This is a genomic window from Chlamydiota bacterium (assembly GCA_016178055.1).
Classification (GTDB): domain Bacteria; phylum Auribacterota; class JACPWU01; order JACPWU01; family JACPWU01; genus JACOUC01.
The window spans coordinates 38,744-55,421 of the sequence record JACOUC010000015.1; the positions used below are offsets into that span (position 1 = coordinate 38,744).

At 41.7% G+C, this 16,678-nt stretch carries 12 protein-coding genes; 10 read left to right on the top strand and 2 right to left on the bottom strand.

Annotated features, from left to right (window positions below):
- Positions 1-57 precede the first annotated feature (57 nt).
- The 7 genes from HYS07_02075 to purS all read left to right on the top strand — a co-directional run bounded on the left by HYS07_02075 (position 58) and on the right by purS (position 11,007).
- Positions 58-672 (top strand): MotA/TolQ/ExbB proton channel family protein, encoded by a 615-nt coding sequence (locus tag HYS07_02075; protein ID MBI1869962.1) that lies wholly within the window; start codon positions 58-60, stop codon positions 670-672.
- 532 nt (positions 673-1,204) lie between these two features.
- Positions 1,205-2,365 (top strand): GuaB3 family IMP dehydrogenase-related protein, encoded by a 1,161-nt coding sequence (locus tag HYS07_02080; GenBank protein ID MBI1869963.1) that lies wholly within the window; start codon positions 1,205-1,207, stop codon positions 2,363-2,365.
- A 95-nt stretch (positions 2,366-2,460) separates the two neighbouring features.
- Positions 2,461-4,017 (top strand): glutamine-hydrolyzing GMP synthase, encoded by a 1,557-nt coding sequence (guaA, locus tag HYS07_02085; GenBank protein MBI1869964.1) that lies wholly within the window; start codon positions 2,461-2,463, stop codon positions 4,015-4,017.
- A 105-nt stretch (positions 4,018-4,122) separates the two neighbouring features.
- Positions 4,123-7,554: a DNA polymerase III subunit alpha gene (locus HYS07_02090; protein ID MBI1869965.1), complete on the top strand. Its 3,432-nt coding sequence runs from the start codon at positions 4,123-4,125 to the stop codon at positions 7,552-7,554.
- 26 nt (positions 7,555-7,580) lie between these two features.
- Positions 7,581-8,873 (top strand): adenylosuccinate lyase, encoded by a 1,293-nt coding sequence (locus tag HYS07_02095; GenBank protein ID MBI1869966.1) that lies wholly within the window; start codon positions 7,581-7,583, stop codon positions 8,871-8,873.
- 12 nt (positions 8,874-8,885) lie between these two features.
- Entirely contained in the window at positions 8,886-10,544 is a 1,659-nt protein-coding gene (gene recN / locus HYS07_02100; protein ID MBI1869967.1) for a DNA repair protein RecN, read from the top strand.
- A gap of 214 nt (positions 10,545-10,758) precedes the next feature.
- Positions 10,759-11,007, top strand: coding sequence for a phosphoribosylformylglycinamidine synthase subunit PurS (purS, locus tag HYS07_02105; GenBank protein MBI1869968.1), 249 nt, complete (start codon positions 10,759-10,761; stop codon positions 11,005-11,007).
- Positions 11,008-11,209: 202 nt separating this feature from the next.
- On the opposite strand, the gene HYS07_02110 is transcribed toward purS, so the two are convergent.
- Complete coding sequence (locus HYS07_02110; GenBank protein MBI1869969.1) at positions 11,210-11,623, bottom strand: putative toxin-antitoxin system toxin component, PIN family; 414 nt, start codon at positions 11,621-11,623, stop codon at positions 11,210-11,212.
- A complete protein-coding gene (locus tag HYS07_02115; GenBank protein MBI1869970.1) occupies positions 11,620-11,871 on the bottom strand; it encodes a ribbon-helix-helix protein, CopG family in 252 nt (83 codons plus the stop codon). Before HYS07_02115 ends, HYS07_02110 begins: the two co-directional genes overlap by 4 nt.
- A gap of 276 nt (positions 11,872-12,147) precedes the next feature.
- Here HYS07_02115 and purQ point away from each other — a divergent pair, with 276 nt between their 5' ends.
- Genes purQ through HYS07_02130 form a run of 3 tightly spaced genes read left to right on the top strand, consistent with a single transcriptional unit; the run spans position 12,148 to position 16,504 of the window.
- Entirely contained in the window at positions 12,148-12,846 is a 699-nt protein-coding gene (gene purQ, locus HYS07_02120; GenBank protein MBI1869971.1) for a phosphoribosylformylglycinamidine synthase subunit PurQ, read from the top strand.
- Complete coding sequence (purL, locus tag HYS07_02125; GenBank protein ID MBI1869972.1) at positions 12,843-15,071, top strand: phosphoribosylformylglycinamidine synthase subunit PurL; 2,229 nt, start codon at positions 12,843-12,845, stop codon at positions 15,069-15,071. Before purQ ends, purL begins: the two co-directional genes overlap by 4 nt.
- A complete protein-coding gene (locus HYS07_02130; protein ID MBI1869973.1) occupies positions 15,056-16,504 on the top strand; it encodes an amidophosphoribosyltransferase in 1,449 nt (482 codons plus the stop codon). The genes purL and HYS07_02130 overlap by 16 nt, the downstream gene beginning before the upstream one ends.
- The last annotated feature ends 174 nt before the right edge of the window (positions 16,505-16,678 follow it).

A 16,678-nucleotide genomic window follows, 5' to 3' on the forward strand; every position in this document is an offset into this window, starting at 1 on the left:
CATTGTCATTTTGATTTTTGGACTTTGATTTTCGATTTTCGATAAGAGAGGTGTGCGATGTTTTTACTGATTGAAAAGGGTGGACTGATGATGATCCCCATTATGGTGGGGTCGATTTTTGGTTTTGGGATTGTGATTGAGAGACTTATTCATTTACATCGAAGTCAGATTGATGTTGAAAAGTTTATGTCGGGTATTCGTAATATTCTAAAAAAGGGAAATGTGATTGAGGCTATTTCAATTTGTGAAAATACGCCGGGGCCTGTGGCTTCCCTTCTTAAGGAGGGCATTCTTAAACATGATCGAGACAAAAAAGAAATTAAAGAGGCGATTCAGGAGGCAAGACAACATGAAATTCCCCTTTTAGAACGAAACCTCAATATTCTTAAAGTTATTGCTCATGTTGAGCCTCTGTTAGGGCTTTTGGGGATGGTCGTTGGATTTATTCAATGCTTGATGAGGATAGATCAATTTCACAAACAGGTTTATTTAAGCAATATTGCAGGTGAAATGTCAGAGGCCTTAATAGCGATGGCTGCGGGTCTTGCGGTGGCTATTCCTATTTATGTTGCCTATCATTATCTTGTTGCACGGGTTCGTGGGATTGGGGTGGATATGGAAAAAGCGGCGAATCAACTTGTGAAAATTTTGCATAATGAGGATGTCAATTAAGGTCAAAATGATTTTGAAAGCTCGAGAGTTTATCATTGGGTTTTTACTGTCTATCAGTTTTCATATATTAGGCCTATCCCTTTTTAAAATTGATTTAACAACAGGTTTTTTTATTTATCTTGTTTTAACCCTGACAGGAGTTTTTATTCCTTGGATTTTTTTTGAATACTGTAAGAAGGTAAAACACATTAATCCTTTGGAAAAAGTAATATTTCGCTGTATAATCTGCGCTCATTCCTACTTGATTGCGAAGGATGAGACACTAACAAAATGTCCGATGTGTGGAAGTCTGAGTGATGTGTAATGGTTTAGTCCCTGGAACCGAGGCGGTTTCTGACGGGGACGCTCGTCCCGACCAGCGATCGGGACGAGCTCGGCGAAGTTGTTCACTCACCTCGACTATTCGTCGAGGTACCATGCTCGTGAACGACTTCAACGCCCCATCAAAAACCGCCTCGGTTCCCTCAAGGGAGTGGGGTAGCTAAACTGTTACAACGACGTATAAAAATTTGAATGAAGAGGAAACGTTTTTATGGGGGAATGGATTGGGATTGGACGTAAGGCACGGCGCTGCTATGGGTTTGATGAAATTGCCCTTGCGCCGGGTGAGGTAACTTTAAATCCAAATGAAGTTAATCCTTCTTGGCAACTTGGAGGGATAAAATATGATGTTCCTATCATTGCAGCGGCGATGGATGGGGTTGTCAATTGTAGTTTTGCAATCAAAATGGGAAAATTGGGAGGAATAGCTGTTTTGAATCTGGAAGGGATTCAGACGCGATATGAAAATCCAGATGCGGTTTTAGATGAGATTGCGAAAGCAACCCCTGCACGAGCAACTCAGTTGGTTCAGGAAATCTATCTTGCACCCATTAAAGAGGAATTGGTCGGAAAACGCATCGAAGAAATTAAAAAAGGGGGAGCTCCTGCGGTTGTTTCCTCGATTCCCCAAAGGGCAGAACGTTTTTGTGAATTGGCTGAAGCGGCAGGGGTCGATGCCTTTGTTGTTCAATCGACGGTGACGACGGTTCAGCATGTTTCCAAAGAATATAAAACACTGGATTTTGCAAAATTTTGTAAAAAAGCAAAGGTTCCCATTATTGTTGGAAATACTGTTTCCTACAAAACATCATTAAGCCTCATGGAGACAGGGATTCAGGGACTTTTGGTGGGAATAGGACCTGGAGCGGCTTGTACGACGCGAGGAGTTTTGGGCCTTGGGGTCCCCCAAGCGACAGCCATTGTTGATTGTGCTGCGGCCAGAGATTTTTATTTTAAACAACAGGCCCGGTATGTCCCGATTATTGCTGATGGCGGAATGAGTGTGGGTGGGGATATCTGTAAAGCCATTGCCTGTGGAGCTGATGCGGTCATGGTTGGAAGTGCCTTTGCCAAGGCAATTGAAGCGCCGGGTCGAGGGTTTCACTGGGGGATGGCAACTCCTCATGCCAATCTTCCTCGAGGAACACGGATTCAAGTAGGAACGAGTGGAAGTCTAGAGCAAATTCTTTATGGGCCTGCTCAAATGGATGACGGCTCGCAAAATTTGATCGGTGCCCTTAGGACGTGTATGGGAAATCTAGGCGCTAAAAATATCCGAGAGATGCAATTGGCCGAAATTATTATTGCCCCGGCCATTCAGACGGAGGGTAAAATATTTCAGAAGGCTCAAAGAGTAGGAATGGGGAAATAAAAAATTCAAAATTTAAAAATCAAAATGCAAAATGAAGGAGTTTATTTATTAGATTCTTCCTCCGTATTTGTTTTTGAATTTTTACCAGGTTAGATATGAATGAATCCTCCTTCGAAAAAGAATTTATTGCCATTATTGATTTTGGTTCCCAGTATACCCAATTGATTGCTCGCAGGATCAGGGAAAATGCTGTGTTTTCTAGAATTTTCCCTTGCCAAACTCCAATCGATGAAATTCTTAAAAAGAAACCCAAAGGCATTATTCTCTCTGGGGGGCCTCGAAGTGTTTATGAAGAAAATGCTCCTCAGTGTAATCCTTCTTTATTCCAAAAAGGAATTCCTATTTTAGGTATTTGTTATGGAATGCAATTGATGGCTCAATCCCTTGGAGGAAGGGTTATTCCATCAGGGAAGAGGGAATATGGAAAGGCTGAACTTTGGGTAGACGCCCAAGATCGTCTCTTGGAGGGATTGACGGACCGATCGATTGTGTGGATGAGTCATGGGGATCAGGTGACTCAACTTGGAAATGGTTTCAAAATTCTTGCGCATACGTCTAATACTTCCATTGCGGCGATAGGGGATTTTGGAAAAAATATTTTCGGATTACAGTTCCATCCGGAGGTGGTTCACACCCAAGAAGGAGCTCGAATCATTCAGAATTTTCTTTTTGAAATTTGCCAGTGTTCCAAATCATGGACTATGATTTCTTTTATTAGAGCTGCGGTTCAAGATTTAAGAAACAGGATTGGAGAAGAGAAAGTTATCTGTGGCTTAAGTGGAGGAGTTGATTCTGCTGTCGTTGCAAAATTAATTCATGAAGCTGTGGGAGAAAAGCTTACGTGTATTTTTGTGAATAATGGTCTCTTGCGCTTGGGAGAGGCCGAAAAGGTTGTTAAAACTTTTCGTGATCACTTTCATATTCACTTAGTTTATGCAGATCATACTCAGACCTTTTTAGAGGCTCTAGCGGGTTTGAGTGATCCCGAAATCAAACGCAAACGAATTGGTGAGAAGTTTATTCGTGTTTTTGAAGAAGAGGTTCGAAAATTAGGGAGGATCAAGTTTTTGGCGCAAGGGACGCTCTACCCCGATGTGATTGAAAGTATTTCTCCATTAGGCGGCCCTTCTGCGACCATTAAAAGCCATCACAATGTAGGGGGGCTCCCGAAAGATCTTTCTTTTGAATTGGTTGAACCTCTTCGTGACCTTTTTAAAGATGAGGTTAGAAATCTTGGGAAAGAGCTAGGGATGAGCGAAGAAATTCTGATGCGTCAGCCTTTTCCTGGGCCAGGTCTTGCGATTCGTGTGATCGGAGAAGTGACGGAGCCCCGTTTAGAAGTCTTACGAAAAGCAGATGCGATCGTGGTAGAAGAGATTAAAAAGGCTCATCTTTATCGAAAGATTTGGCAATCCTTTGCCGTTTTACTTCCGGTAAAAACAGTGGGGGTGATGGGGGATGAGCGGACTTATGATCATGTGATTGCATTAAGGGCTGTTCATAGTTTGGATGGAATGACTGCTGATTGGGCCAAGCTCCCTTATGAGTTACTTGAAACTCTTTCCAATCGAATTATCAACGAAGTCAAAGGTGTCAATCGTGTTGTTTATGATATTAGTTCCAAGCCTCCCAGTACGATTGAATGGGAATAGGGGTGAAAAATCAAATATCAAAAATTAAATATCAAAATTAAGGAAGAATTGAATAAATAAACTCCTTCATTTTGCATTTTGATTTTTGAATTTTGATATTTTTTTATGAAGCCAGAATTTGTTCACCTTCATGTTCATTCTGAATACAGTATCCTCGATGGGGCCTGCCGTCATGAGGAGTTGATCCAGCAAGTGAAGGCCTTGGGGATGAATGCAGTCGCACAAACTGATCATGGGAATCTTTTTGGTGCCATTGAATTTTATGAACAGGCTAGAGAAAATGGCATTAAACCCATTATTGGTTGTGAGATTTATGTCAGCCCGGGGAGCCGCTTTGACAAGAAAAGTCACAACATCAAAGAAGCTTCATATCATTTGACTGTTTTAGCTGAAAATGAAGAGGGCTACCAAAATTTGCTTAAGCTTTCAACGATGGCTTATCTCGAAGGTTTTTATTATCGGCCTCGGGTTGATAAAGAAATTCTAGCCAAACATTCTAAAGGGTTAATCGGTCTTTCCGGATGTCTCAAGGGAGAAGCCAACTTTCTTTATACTCAAGGGTTGGAAAAGGAGGGGAGAGAGGCCCTTCATCAATATCAGGATATTTTTGGGAAGGGAAACTTTTATCTAGAACTGATGGATCATGAGATTGCTGATCAAAAAAAGGTGAATCGCTGGCTTCTGGAAGAATCACGAAGACAGAATATTCCTTCAATTGTCACTAACGATTGTCATTACGTTTGGCAAGAAGATCATGATTCCCATGATATTTTATTATGCATTCAAACCGGCAATGTTCTTCAAGATCAAAATCGCTTGCGTTTTCACAATGACCAATTCTTTTTGAAAAGCCCTGAAGAGATGTGGAAGAAATTTGAAGAAGTCCCAGAGGCTCTTAAGGCGACTTGTGCGATTGCCGAGAAATGTCATTTAGAATTTGATTTTCACAAGATGCATCTTCCTCAATTTGTTCCTCCTTTGGGAATGACTCAGTCAGAGTATTTACATCAATTATGTGACAAGGGAATCCAAAGAAGATATGGAAAAGCAACCCAGGAAATTTTTGAGCGAGTAAAATTCGAATTGGCCACCATCGAAACAATGAATTTTGTAAGCTACTTTCTAATCGTGTCGGATTTTATTCACTTCGCTAAAAACAATGACATTCCGGTCGGACCTGGACGAGGTTCTGCAGCGGGCAGTATTGTTGCTTATCTTTTAGAAATTACGGACATTGATCCTTTGAGCTATGGACTCATTTTTGAAAGGTTTCTGAATCCGAGTCGAATCAGCATGCCCGATATTGATATTGATTTTTGTGATGAGCGCCGAAGCGAAGTGATTAATTACGTGGCTCAAAAGTATGGGGCCCAAAATGTGGCGCAGATCATTACCTTTGGAACGATGGGAGCCAAGGCCGTCATCCGTGATGTGGGGCGTGTCATGGGGCGTCCTTATCCCGAAGTGGATCGAATTGCAAAACTCATTCCCTTTGGACCCAAAATTACTTTGAAAGATGCTCTAGCAATAGAGCCTGAATTTAAAAAAAGATATGAGGAAGAAGCAGAGGTCCGAGAAATCATTGATCAGGCCTTTCGACTGGAGGGAATGGTTCGAAATGTATCTATCCATGCGGCTGGGATTGTCATTTCTGAAAGACCTCTCACGGAATTTGTTCCCCTTTATAAAGGGACTAATGGGGATGTGACCACTCAATATCCCATGGAGGCCATTGAAAAAATAGGTCTTCTTAAAATGGATTTTTTAGGTTTAAAAACCCTGACGGTGATTCATGATACGCTTAAAATTATTGAGAGAACTCAAAACAAGATCATCGATGTCAATGCCATTCCTCTCGATGATCCTAAAACTTTTACCCTTTTAAACCAGGCGAATACAGTGGGAGTTTTTCAGCTTGAATCCGGAGGGATGAGGGATTTGGCCAAGCGCATGGGAATGGACCGTTTAGAGGATTTGATTGCTTTGATTGCCCTTTATCGACCCGGTCCCATGCACATGGTTGAGGATTTCATTGCCCGTAAGCACGGTAAAGTGAAGGTTCAATATGATCATCCCCTGCTTGAACAAATTTTAAAAGATACGTACGGAATTATGCTCTATCAAGAGCAAGTCATGACGGTTGCCAAAGTCATGGCCAATTTTACATTGGCTCAAGCCGATAATTTACGAAAGATTATGGGTAAAAAGATTGAGCATCAAATGAAAGAGCAAAAAAATATTTTTATTGAAGGAGCCCTTGCGAATAAAATCCAAAAAAATATTGCTGAAAGGGTCTTTGATTTAATGGCCTATTTTGCTGGCTATGGATTTAATAAATCGCACAGTGCTGCTTACGCGGTCATTGCTTATCGAACGGCGTACCTAAAGGCCAATGATCCTGTGGAGTATATGACGGCTCTTCTTTCAACGGAAATGAGCAATACGGATAAGCTGGTGAGATACATTAATGAGTGCCGCGACATGGGGATTCATATTGAGCCGCCCGATGTGAATGAAAGTTTTCAGAAATTTACCGTTGTGGGAAAAAATATTCGATTTGGACTTGCTGCGATCAAAAATATTGGGGAGGCCGTTGTTCAATTGATTATTTTGGAGAGAGAAAAAAATGGGAAATTTTTATCTTTCCATGATTTTTTAGACCGAATTGATTCCAAGGTTTCCAATCGAAAGGTACTTGAGAGTTTGATTAAATGTGGCGCATTTGATTCTTTTAAGGTAAGGCGCAGTCAATTGATGGCCGTGCTGGACCTTTCGCTTGAAGTGAGTCTGCGGACACGGCAAGATCAAATCAAAGGCCAATCAAACTTGTTTGAGTTTTTTAATGAACCCCCATTCAAAGGGCAGTCGATTCCTTTTCCTGATCTTCCAGAATGGGAGGAAGACAAAATTCTAACCTTTGAAAAAGAACTTTTAGGTTTTTATGTGACGGGGCATCCGTTAACGCGTTTTACAAATCTTCTCAAACTTTTTCGAACCCATACCTCGGTCACACTTTCGGAGTGTAAGGATGGTGATGAAATTATGATGGGAGGAATTTTAAGTAAGGTGCAATTAAAGACTACAAAGCGAGGGGATCGGATGGCCATCCTCTTTTTTGAGGATTTAGAAGGAATGACGGAGATGGTCGTTTATCCAAAAGTTTTTGAAAAAATTCGTTCTCTCGTTCAGGAAGACCAGATTTGTTTTATTGAAGGTAAAGTAGAATTAAGAGATGATACTCCCAAAGTGGTGGTCAATGAAATGACTCACTTAAATGAAGCGCTGAAAGTTTACATAAAATCAATTGACATTCAAATGAAGGCGGGTGAAATAAAATCAGAAGATTTAGATCAGCTTTATAAAGAGCTTTTAGGAGAGAAGGGGGATTGCCCCGTCACGATTCAGTTTTTATTTCCGGAAGGAAGCAAGATCACGATGGCAACCTCTCCCAAATTTAAGATTAAACCTTCCCTCGAAGTCATTCAGCGTTTGAAGGAGATGTTTGGCGATCATGCAGTTGTTGTAAAAAAATTTTGAACTGTATTGTGAATGGAGGTAGTTTTATGATTGAACGATACTCAACTCCAGAAATGGTCAATCATTGGAGTGAAGAAAAAAAATTAGCTTTATGGCTTAAAATTGAACTTTTGGCTTTAGAATCAATGGTGAAATTAGGAAAAGTTCCAAAATCTGATTTTGAAAAGATCAAAAAAGGGGCCCATTTTCATCTTAAACGCGTTAGTGAGATTGAAAAGAGTGTTGAGCATGATGTGATTGCATTCTTAACAAATCTTTCTGAAAATATCGGTTCTTCAGCCCGCTTTATTCATTTTGGGCTTACTTCTTCAGATGTTCTTGATACCTCCTTGGCTGTTTTAATGGTTGATGCAATGGATATTCTGATCAAGGACTTTGACGTGTTAGTCCAGGTGATGAAGGAGAAGGCCGTTCAATATAAGCATACCTTGATGATGGGGCGTTCTCATGGAGTTCATGCGGAACCCACCACACTCGGTTTAAAATTAGCCCTTTTTCTAGATGAGCTTTATCGAAATAGGGAGCGATTAACCTCTGCAAAAAAAATCATCGGTTTTGGAAAAATTTCAGGAGCGGTTGGAACCCACGCCCATGTAGATCTTCAGGTTGAGGAATATGTATGTAAAAAATTAAATTTAATGCCTGCGCCCGTGAGCAGTCAGATTATTCAACGAGATCGACATGCCCAGTATATCAGTGCCCTTGCAATTTTCGGCTCTTCTTTAGAAAAATTTGCTCTTGAAATTCGTAATTTGCAAAGAACCGAGATTCAAGAGATCGAAGAGGGATTTGGAAAGGAACAAAAAGGGTCCTCTGCGATGCCGCACAAGCGTAATCCCATTACCTGTGAGAGAATTTGTGGTCTGGCGAGGGTTTTAAGAGGCTATGCAGTGGCTGCCATGGAAAATGTGGCTCTCTGGCATGAGCGTGATATGACTCACTCTTCTGTTGAACGAATTATCATTCCAGATGCAACGACGCTCATTCACACTATGATTCGCCTTACAGTACGTGTTTTCCAAAATATGGTTGTCTATCCTCAAAATATGATGAGAAATATAGGGTTAACTCAAGGAGCTGTTTTTTCTCAGCGCTTGCTTTTGGAGCTGATTCAAAAAGGGAAGACACGGGAAGAAGCCTATCGAATCGTGCAGAGGGTGTCTTTAAAGGCGTGGGATGAAAAGAAAAATCTCAAAGAATCCCTTTTGGGCGATAAAGAATTTTTAAAACTGATCGATTCAAAAAGGATCGAAGCATGTTTTGACTTAAAGTATCATCTCAAACATGTGGATGATGTATTTAAGCGATTGGGACTATAAAGGAAAATGATCATGCTAAAACGTCTTTTTATTAAAAATATTGCCTTGATTGAAGAATTGGAAGTTGAGTGGGGAAAGGGTTTTAATGCCCTTACAGGGGAAACAGGGGCTGGGAAATCCATCACGGTAGGCGCCTTGCTTTTAATTTTGGGAGAGAAGGCCTCCTCGGATTGGGTGAGGGAAGGGGAGACCCGTGGTTGGGTCGAAGCCTCTTTCGAGGTTTCAAATGACTCAGAAATTTGGGGTCTTTTATCCGAACAAGGGTTAGAGACCGATTCAGGAGAGTTGGTGATCCGCCGCGAGGTGTCCTCGGATGGAAAATCAAGGGCGTTTGTCAGCGGATCTCAAGTGAATATCTCCTTTTTAAAGAGTATGGGAGAGTGTTTAATTGATCTTCATGGTCAGCACGCACATCAGTCCCTTTTAAAGCCTCATCGTCAGATGGAGTTTGTGGATCTTTTGGGAAATTTAATGGATCAACGTAAAAAGATGAAGGAAAGTTACACGCGTCTTCAAAATCTTTTAGAACAAAAAAAAGGTCTTGAAATGATTTTTCAGGATAGAGAAAAACAATTAGATTTTTTGCGGTATCAGGAAAAAGAAATAAAGGCCTTAAATTATCAACCGAGTGAGGAGGTTGCTTTAGAGGACGAGGCAAAAATTCTTTCTCATCACGAAAGAATTAAAGCTTTGGTTCAAAGTTTAGAAAATACCTTATCCGAATCAAATCCTTCATTACGGGATCTTTTTTCAAAATTGGTTTTGGACCTTAAAGCGATTGCCGAGTTTGATTCTTCTTTGATTCCAGAAATATCTTCTCTTGAAAATTTACATTATGCCGTCGATGGGATTCAAAGCCTGATTCGGGAAAAATTTCGAGTCATGGATTATGATCCTGAGCGGTTAGAGTTTATTGAGGAAAGACTTCTTGAAATTCAAAGGCTAAAAAAGAAGTATGGGGATGATTTAGAAAAAATTCTTTTGGAAATTCAGGAGAAACTTTCTTCGCTTGAAAGGGGAGAAGAAAAATTGGAAGAAATTTCAGCGGCTTATAAAAATGAAGAAAAATTCTATTATGAAAATGCAGATCGTCTCACGCAGCAAAGAAAGCATCAGAGCCAAAAACTTGCTCTCGGGATGGTGAAAGAGCTGGAAGTTTTAGGGATGAAGGCGGCGAGGTTTGAAGTGAGGGTAGAAGAGTCACGGATGATTGGCCCTGCCGGGAAAGATGAAATTTGTTTTTATATTTCGACCAATGCTGGAGAGTCTCCTAAACCTCTGGGTGAGATTGCATCAGGCGGAGAGCTTTCTCGAGTGATGCTGGCCATGAAGGCATTGTTAAGTGAAAAGTCCTTCGTTCCCGTTTTGGTTTTTGATGAAATTGATGCCAATTTAGGAGGGACGAGTGCCCATCAAGTTGCGCACAAATTAAAGGATCTTTCTCGAAATCATCAAGTCATTGCCATTACCCATTTGGCTCAAATTGCTGCCTGTGCAGATCAGCATTACGGTGTTGAGAAGGTTCAGTCTTCAAAGAGAGTGACCATTCAAATTCGTTCTTTAAATGCTCAAGATCGAGCCCGTGAGATTGCACGAATGTTGGGAGGAAATCAAACTTCTAAGATTGCCTTAACACATGCTCAAGAGCTCTTAAGTGTAGGGAAAAAGTAGTTAACGCTTCACTCTTTGTGAAGGTCTGATAGTATGGTTGAAACGATGATGGAAATTAATGCATCTATGTTCTCATAACTCCCCCCAACCCCTCTTATCTTAAGAGGGGGGAACCCTCCCCTTATATAAGGGGAGTTGGAGGGGTTATTTTCATCCACTGAGTGTCAAATGACTAAAGCTGAGCCATTTAGATTTTAAATTTCAAGGAGTTCATATGATCAAGGCAAAAATTGAAGTGACGCTTAAAAAAGGGGTTTCAGACCCGCAGGGGCTGACGGTTCAACATGCCCTAAAGACTTTGCAATATTCGGGTATTCATGAAGTAAGGGTTGGAAAATATGTAGAGGTTTTTTTGGAGGCTCAGAATCCCGAAGAGGCAAAACCCAAAATCCAGTCCATTTGTGAAAAATTGTTGGTGAATCCGATCATTGAACAATATCGGTATGAACTTGAGCTTTGTTAACGAAAATTAAAGGTAATAGTTTAGTCCCGGGAACTGAGACGGTTTCTGACGGGGCGCTCGGGCCGCCCACCGGCGGCCTGTCGCTCGACGGAGTCGCCCGCTCGGGCCGACTATTCGTCGGCCCACCGGGTCGCGGACGTCTCCAACGCCCGACAGAAACCGCCTCAGTTCCCTCGAGGGAGAATAGACTAAACTGTTGCAATTAGAGCGGGTAAAGTTTCAGAAATTGGTCAGCAGTATAAATTGGAATCCCTTGAAATTCTTTTAAAGTGAATAGATCGTGGTCTCCTGAAACGATACAATTTGCTTTTGCGGTTATTGCGCATTCAAGAATGCGGTTGTCCGGTGGGTCGTTTGAAATAACAGAGATTTTTTCTGTGGGGGAGACCATTTCACCTACCGAGATGAGTTCCGTCAATATGATTTCTGTTGCTTCTTCGGGATATTGAAACTTATTTCCTTCAAGCACACCCCGGAGTTCTTGAATGAGAGGATGAGAAACGGCGATTGAGATTTTTCCCTTAATGGCCATTTCTAAAATCTTTTTTGGTTTTCCACCAAAAACGATGGCAGAGATGAGAATATTAGTATCTAAAACAACTTTAATGATACTCAATGTGAGGATTTTCTCTTTTCACGAAATTGTTTGATCGCCATTTCAATGTCCGATTCCTTTAGCTTTAAAGATCCCACTTGTTTTTTGCCAAAGGCAAAAATGGTTTTCCATTTGTTCTTTCGATCAATATAGGCTCGTGAAGCTTCACGTATTAATTCTGATCGGGTACGAGACTCATTCCGAGCCATTTTATCAATGAGAGAAAGAAGGTGATTTTGAAAAGAAATATTAACAGTTTTTGTCTTCATAAGGCCTCATGTTTAAGTCCAAATTCATTATATACAAAGTTTGTATATTAATAAATAGAAAAATAATCATCCCACCACCTGCTGTACCACCAAAGTGGATCCGACTCTCTCCCACCTCTCGTACTGCCAAAAGCAGGTCCGCCTTGGGTGGACTGGTCCAAAGGGTCAACAGCAGGTGGTGGGGTCATTCCTTTAGTTGAATTTTATGATGTTCGATGCTAGCATGAAGCTCGTTTTTTGAACTTCATGACAGGTGACTTCATGACAGGTGGTGGGATGAAATTTGCCGTTGTGGTTTTTCCAGGCTCGAATTGTGATGCAGACTGTTTTCATGTGATAAGTGAGGTCCTGCATGAAGAAGTTGAATATGTCTGGCATCAGGAGACCGATGTTTCAAAATTTGATTGCGTCATTCTTCCAGGCGGATTTTCCTATGGAGATTATTTAAGGACGGGTGCCATTGCCCGTTTTTCTCCCGTGATGAATGCTGTTCTTCAGTTTGCAAAAAAAGGTGGGCTTGTCCTAGGAATTTGCAATGGATTTCAAATTCTACTAGAGGCCGGGCTTCTTCCAGGTGCGATGCTTCGTAATAATTCTTTAAAATTTATTTGTAAATATATCCATATCCGCTCTGAAAATGTGAATACTCCTTTTAGCAATCAATGTAAAGTAGGTGAGTCTCTTAGAATTCCTATTGCCCATGGAGAAGGAAATTATTTTGTTGATGAAGCGACCCTTCAGAAAATGAAGCAAAAGGGTCAAATTGTTTTTAAGTATTGTGATGAGGCGGGGCATGTTACTCAAGAGTCTAATCCGAATGGATCTCTTGAAAATATTGCGGGGATTACGAATGAAGAAGGAAATGTGCTTGGAATGATGCCCCATCCAGAGCGAGCTTCGGAGCTTGTTTTAGGATCCATTGACGGGAAAAAAATATTTGAATCAGTGCTTCAGGGAATGGCTAAACATTTATGACAAAACTAACCGCCCTTACTCCACAAATGATTACGCAGCATGGATTAACCCTTGAAGAATACGAGCGTGTAAAAATGCTTCTGGGGCGAGAGCCGAATTTTTTAGAATTGGGTCTTTTCTCGGTAATGTGGAGTGAACATTGTGGTTATAAAAATTCCAAACTGGAGCTCAAAAAACTTCCAACTCAAGGAAAGAAAATTCTCATTAAAGCAGGTGATGAAAATGCAGGGGCTATTGACATTGGAGATGGATGGTGTCTTGTTTTTAAAATGGAAAGCCATAACCATCCTTCTGCGATTGAGCCTTTTCAGGGCGCCGCAACGGGAGTGGGAGGGATTATTCGAGATATTTTTACCATGGGGGCTCGTCCAATTGCGCTCATGGATTCTCTGAGATTTGGGAGACTAGACGAACCCAAGTCACGGGCCCTTCTCAATGGAGTCGTTTCAGGAATTGCTCATTATGGAAATTGTATTGGAATTCCGACAGTAGGAGGTGAGGTCTATTTTGAAGAATGTTATTTAACCAACCCTCTGGTGAATGTTTTTTGTTTGGGCCTTGCCCGTCATTCTGAGCTTGTGAAAGGGAAAGCGGTCGGTATTGGAAATCCTGTGTTTTATGTGGGGGCTGCTACAGGGCGGGATGGAATTCACGGGGCTACGTTTGCCTCAGATGAATTAACCGAAACTTCTCATGAGGATCGACCCAGTGTTCAGACGGCGGACCCTTTTATGGAAAAACTTTTGGTGGAGGCTTGTCTGGAACTTTTTAAAAAACCTGAATGTGTCATTGGGGTCCAGGACATGGGAGCTGCAGGACTTACTTGTTCAACGTGTGAAACGGCCTCTCGTGGCAATTCTGGAATTGAAATTGATGTGTCGCTTGTCCCTCAAAGAGAAACCGGAATGAATCCTTATGAAATTATGCTTTCTGAATCTCAGGAGCGCATGCTGGTGATTGTCCGAAAGGGGCATGAAAAAGAGGTTTTAAAGATTTTTGATAAATGGGGACTTCATGCAGCCCAGATCGGTCATGTGACGGATACAGGTCATATGGTGGTAAAGGAAAAAGGTGTCGTTGTTGCAGATGTTCCTTCTAAGGCCTTAACGGATGAGGCTCCTCTTTATGCAAGAGAGGCCCGAAGGCCGGCTTATCTTGATGAAATTAATCACTTAAGTGATGCAGGTCCTGAATTCGAAAATTATAGTGAGACCCTCATTCAACTTTTAGGGGAGCCAACGCTCGCAAGCAAGCGCTGGATTTATGAACAGTACGACCACATGGTCATGACCAATACAGCTCTCCCTCCAGGATCCGATGCGGCTGTCTTTCGTTTGAAAGAGGCTGGAAAATGGATCGCCATGACCAGTGATTGCAATGGGCGGTATTGCTATTTGAATCCTTATCAGGGGGCGATGATGGCAGTTGCAGAGGCCGCTCGTAATTTAGTGGTTTCAGGGGCTCGACCTTTAGGCCTGACCGATTGTTTGAATTTTGGAAATCCGCTAAAGCCTGAAAATTTTTGGCAGCTTCGACAAGGCATTGAGGGTATTCGGGATGCCTGTCTTAAATTTGCAATTCCTGTGACCGGTGGAAATGTTAGTCTTTACAATGAAAGTCCACAAGGTGCAGTTTATCCTACTCCAACCATTGGAATGGTGGGGCTTATTGAAGAAGAAAAACAGATTACGACTGCCTTCTTTAAGAATGAGGGCGATTTTATTTTTTTAACTGGAGGGTTTGGGAAAGGTTTAGGAGGAAGTGAATATTTGTGGAGAATTCGAAAGAATCATAAAGGTCCTCTCCCTTTTTTTGATATTGAAAAAGAGATGAGACTTCAAGATTTTATCAGTGAGGCTATTCGAAAAGGATGGGTGAAAAGTGCCCATGACTGCTCGGAGGGGGGATTAGCGGTTGCCCTTTCAGAATCCGCTATTGGAGGAGGAAAGGGGATTTCCTGTCAATGGGATGCTTCTCAAAATTTAAGAAGGGACGAAATGCTTTTTGGTGAATCTCCTTCGCGGGTGGTCCTCTCCATCGATCGTCAAAATCAAGAAGCCATTTCAAAACTTGCAAGTGATTTTGATGTTGAGCTTTCAAAATTGGGAGAAGTTAAAAGTAAGGGCTTTCAAATATCTATTTCAAATTTTAAGGTCATAGATACGACTTTAGAAAAAATCGAGAAACCATGGAGAACCTCAATTGAATCATGGATGAATCCATAAACGAAGAAATTCAAGAAGAGAATTTGCGTCCGAAAGATGCTTGCGGTGTTTTCGGCGTTTTTGGTAATGACAATGCTTCTCATTTAACTTATTTGGGTCTTTATGCTCTTCAGCATCGGGGTCAAGAATCGGCGGGGATTGTTGCAAGCGATGGAAAAACCCTTAAGGTTCATAAGGGCATGGGACTGGTCGGAGAGGTCTTTGGTGAGAAGACGTTAAAGGCCCTTACGGGCTCGATTGCCATTGGCCATGTTCGCTATTCGACCACAGGTTCCAGCCTCATTGAAAATGCCCAGCCACTTCTCGTGAGCTGTTCCAAAGGGGATATTGCGATTGGGCATAATGGAAATTTGGTAAATGCTCGAGAACTTCGTGAAGAGCTTGAACGGAAGGGATCTATTTTTCAGACAACCGTTGATAGTGAAATTTTTCTTCATTTAATTGCAAGATCTTCTCTCCCCTCTCGAGAAGAAGCTCTCATTGATGCCATCAAAAAAGTGCGAGGGGCTTATACCTTGGTCATTTTATGGGAAGACGAAATTATCGGGGTTCGAGATCCCAATGGGTTTAGACCTTTGTGTCTGGGAGAAAAGGACGGGGCTTATATTTTGGCCTCTGAGACCTGTGCGCTTGACTTGATTGGAGCCCGTTTTGTTCGAGATATTGAGCCAGGGGAAATTGTTTTCATTGGGAAAAATATTTTGCGATCGATTAAACCCTTTGGCGAAAATCTTAAAACCTCCTTTTGCATTTTTGAAAATATTTATTTTTCCCGTCCGGACAGTTGGATAATGGGCCATAGCGTTCACTCCATTCGTAAACAACTTGGAGTGGAACTTGCTCGTGAACATGCTGTCGAGGCTGATGTTGTGATTCCTGTCCCTGACTCTGGAAATTCTGCTGCTTTGGGATATTCTCAAGAATCTGGAATCCCGCTTGAAGTGGGTTTTATTCGAAACCATTATGTAGGCCGAACTTTCTTGCAACCCAGTCAATTTGTACGTGATTTGGGGGTAACGATTAAATTAAATCCCATTAGAGAAGTCATTCAAGGAAAAAGAATTATTGTGATCGATGACTCTATTGTTCGTGGAACGACCAGCCGCTCCCGCGTCAGAATCTTGAGAGAATCAGGAGCGAAGGAAGTTCATGTAAGAATCAGCTGCCCTCCCCACGTAAGCCCCTGCTACTATGGGATCGATTTTCCCTCTTCGGAGGAATTGATCGCCTCCTCTCATAATCTCGATGAAATTCGAAATTATCTTGAGGCGGATAGTCTGGGCTATCTGAGTCTGGAAGGAATGCTGAGAGCGATGCAGCATCTTAAAATTGGATTTTGCACCGCCTGCTACACCCGCGACTATCCCGTCCCCGTTTCTGAAGGGACCAACAAATCCGTCATGGAACACAAGCGAAAGAGAATTATTTTATAGGAATAGGGGACGTGAGCTAATGCGAATTTTGGGTCAAACCGACAAAATTTGGTAGATAGGTGACAAAAATTGTAAGGCGAATGACAAAAATTGTCAGCGGGTGACCAAAATTTGGTAAGGTAAGATTGATATTTGAAGTGGAAAAGCAAGAAATTGAGCTTGGGAAGAGTCTTA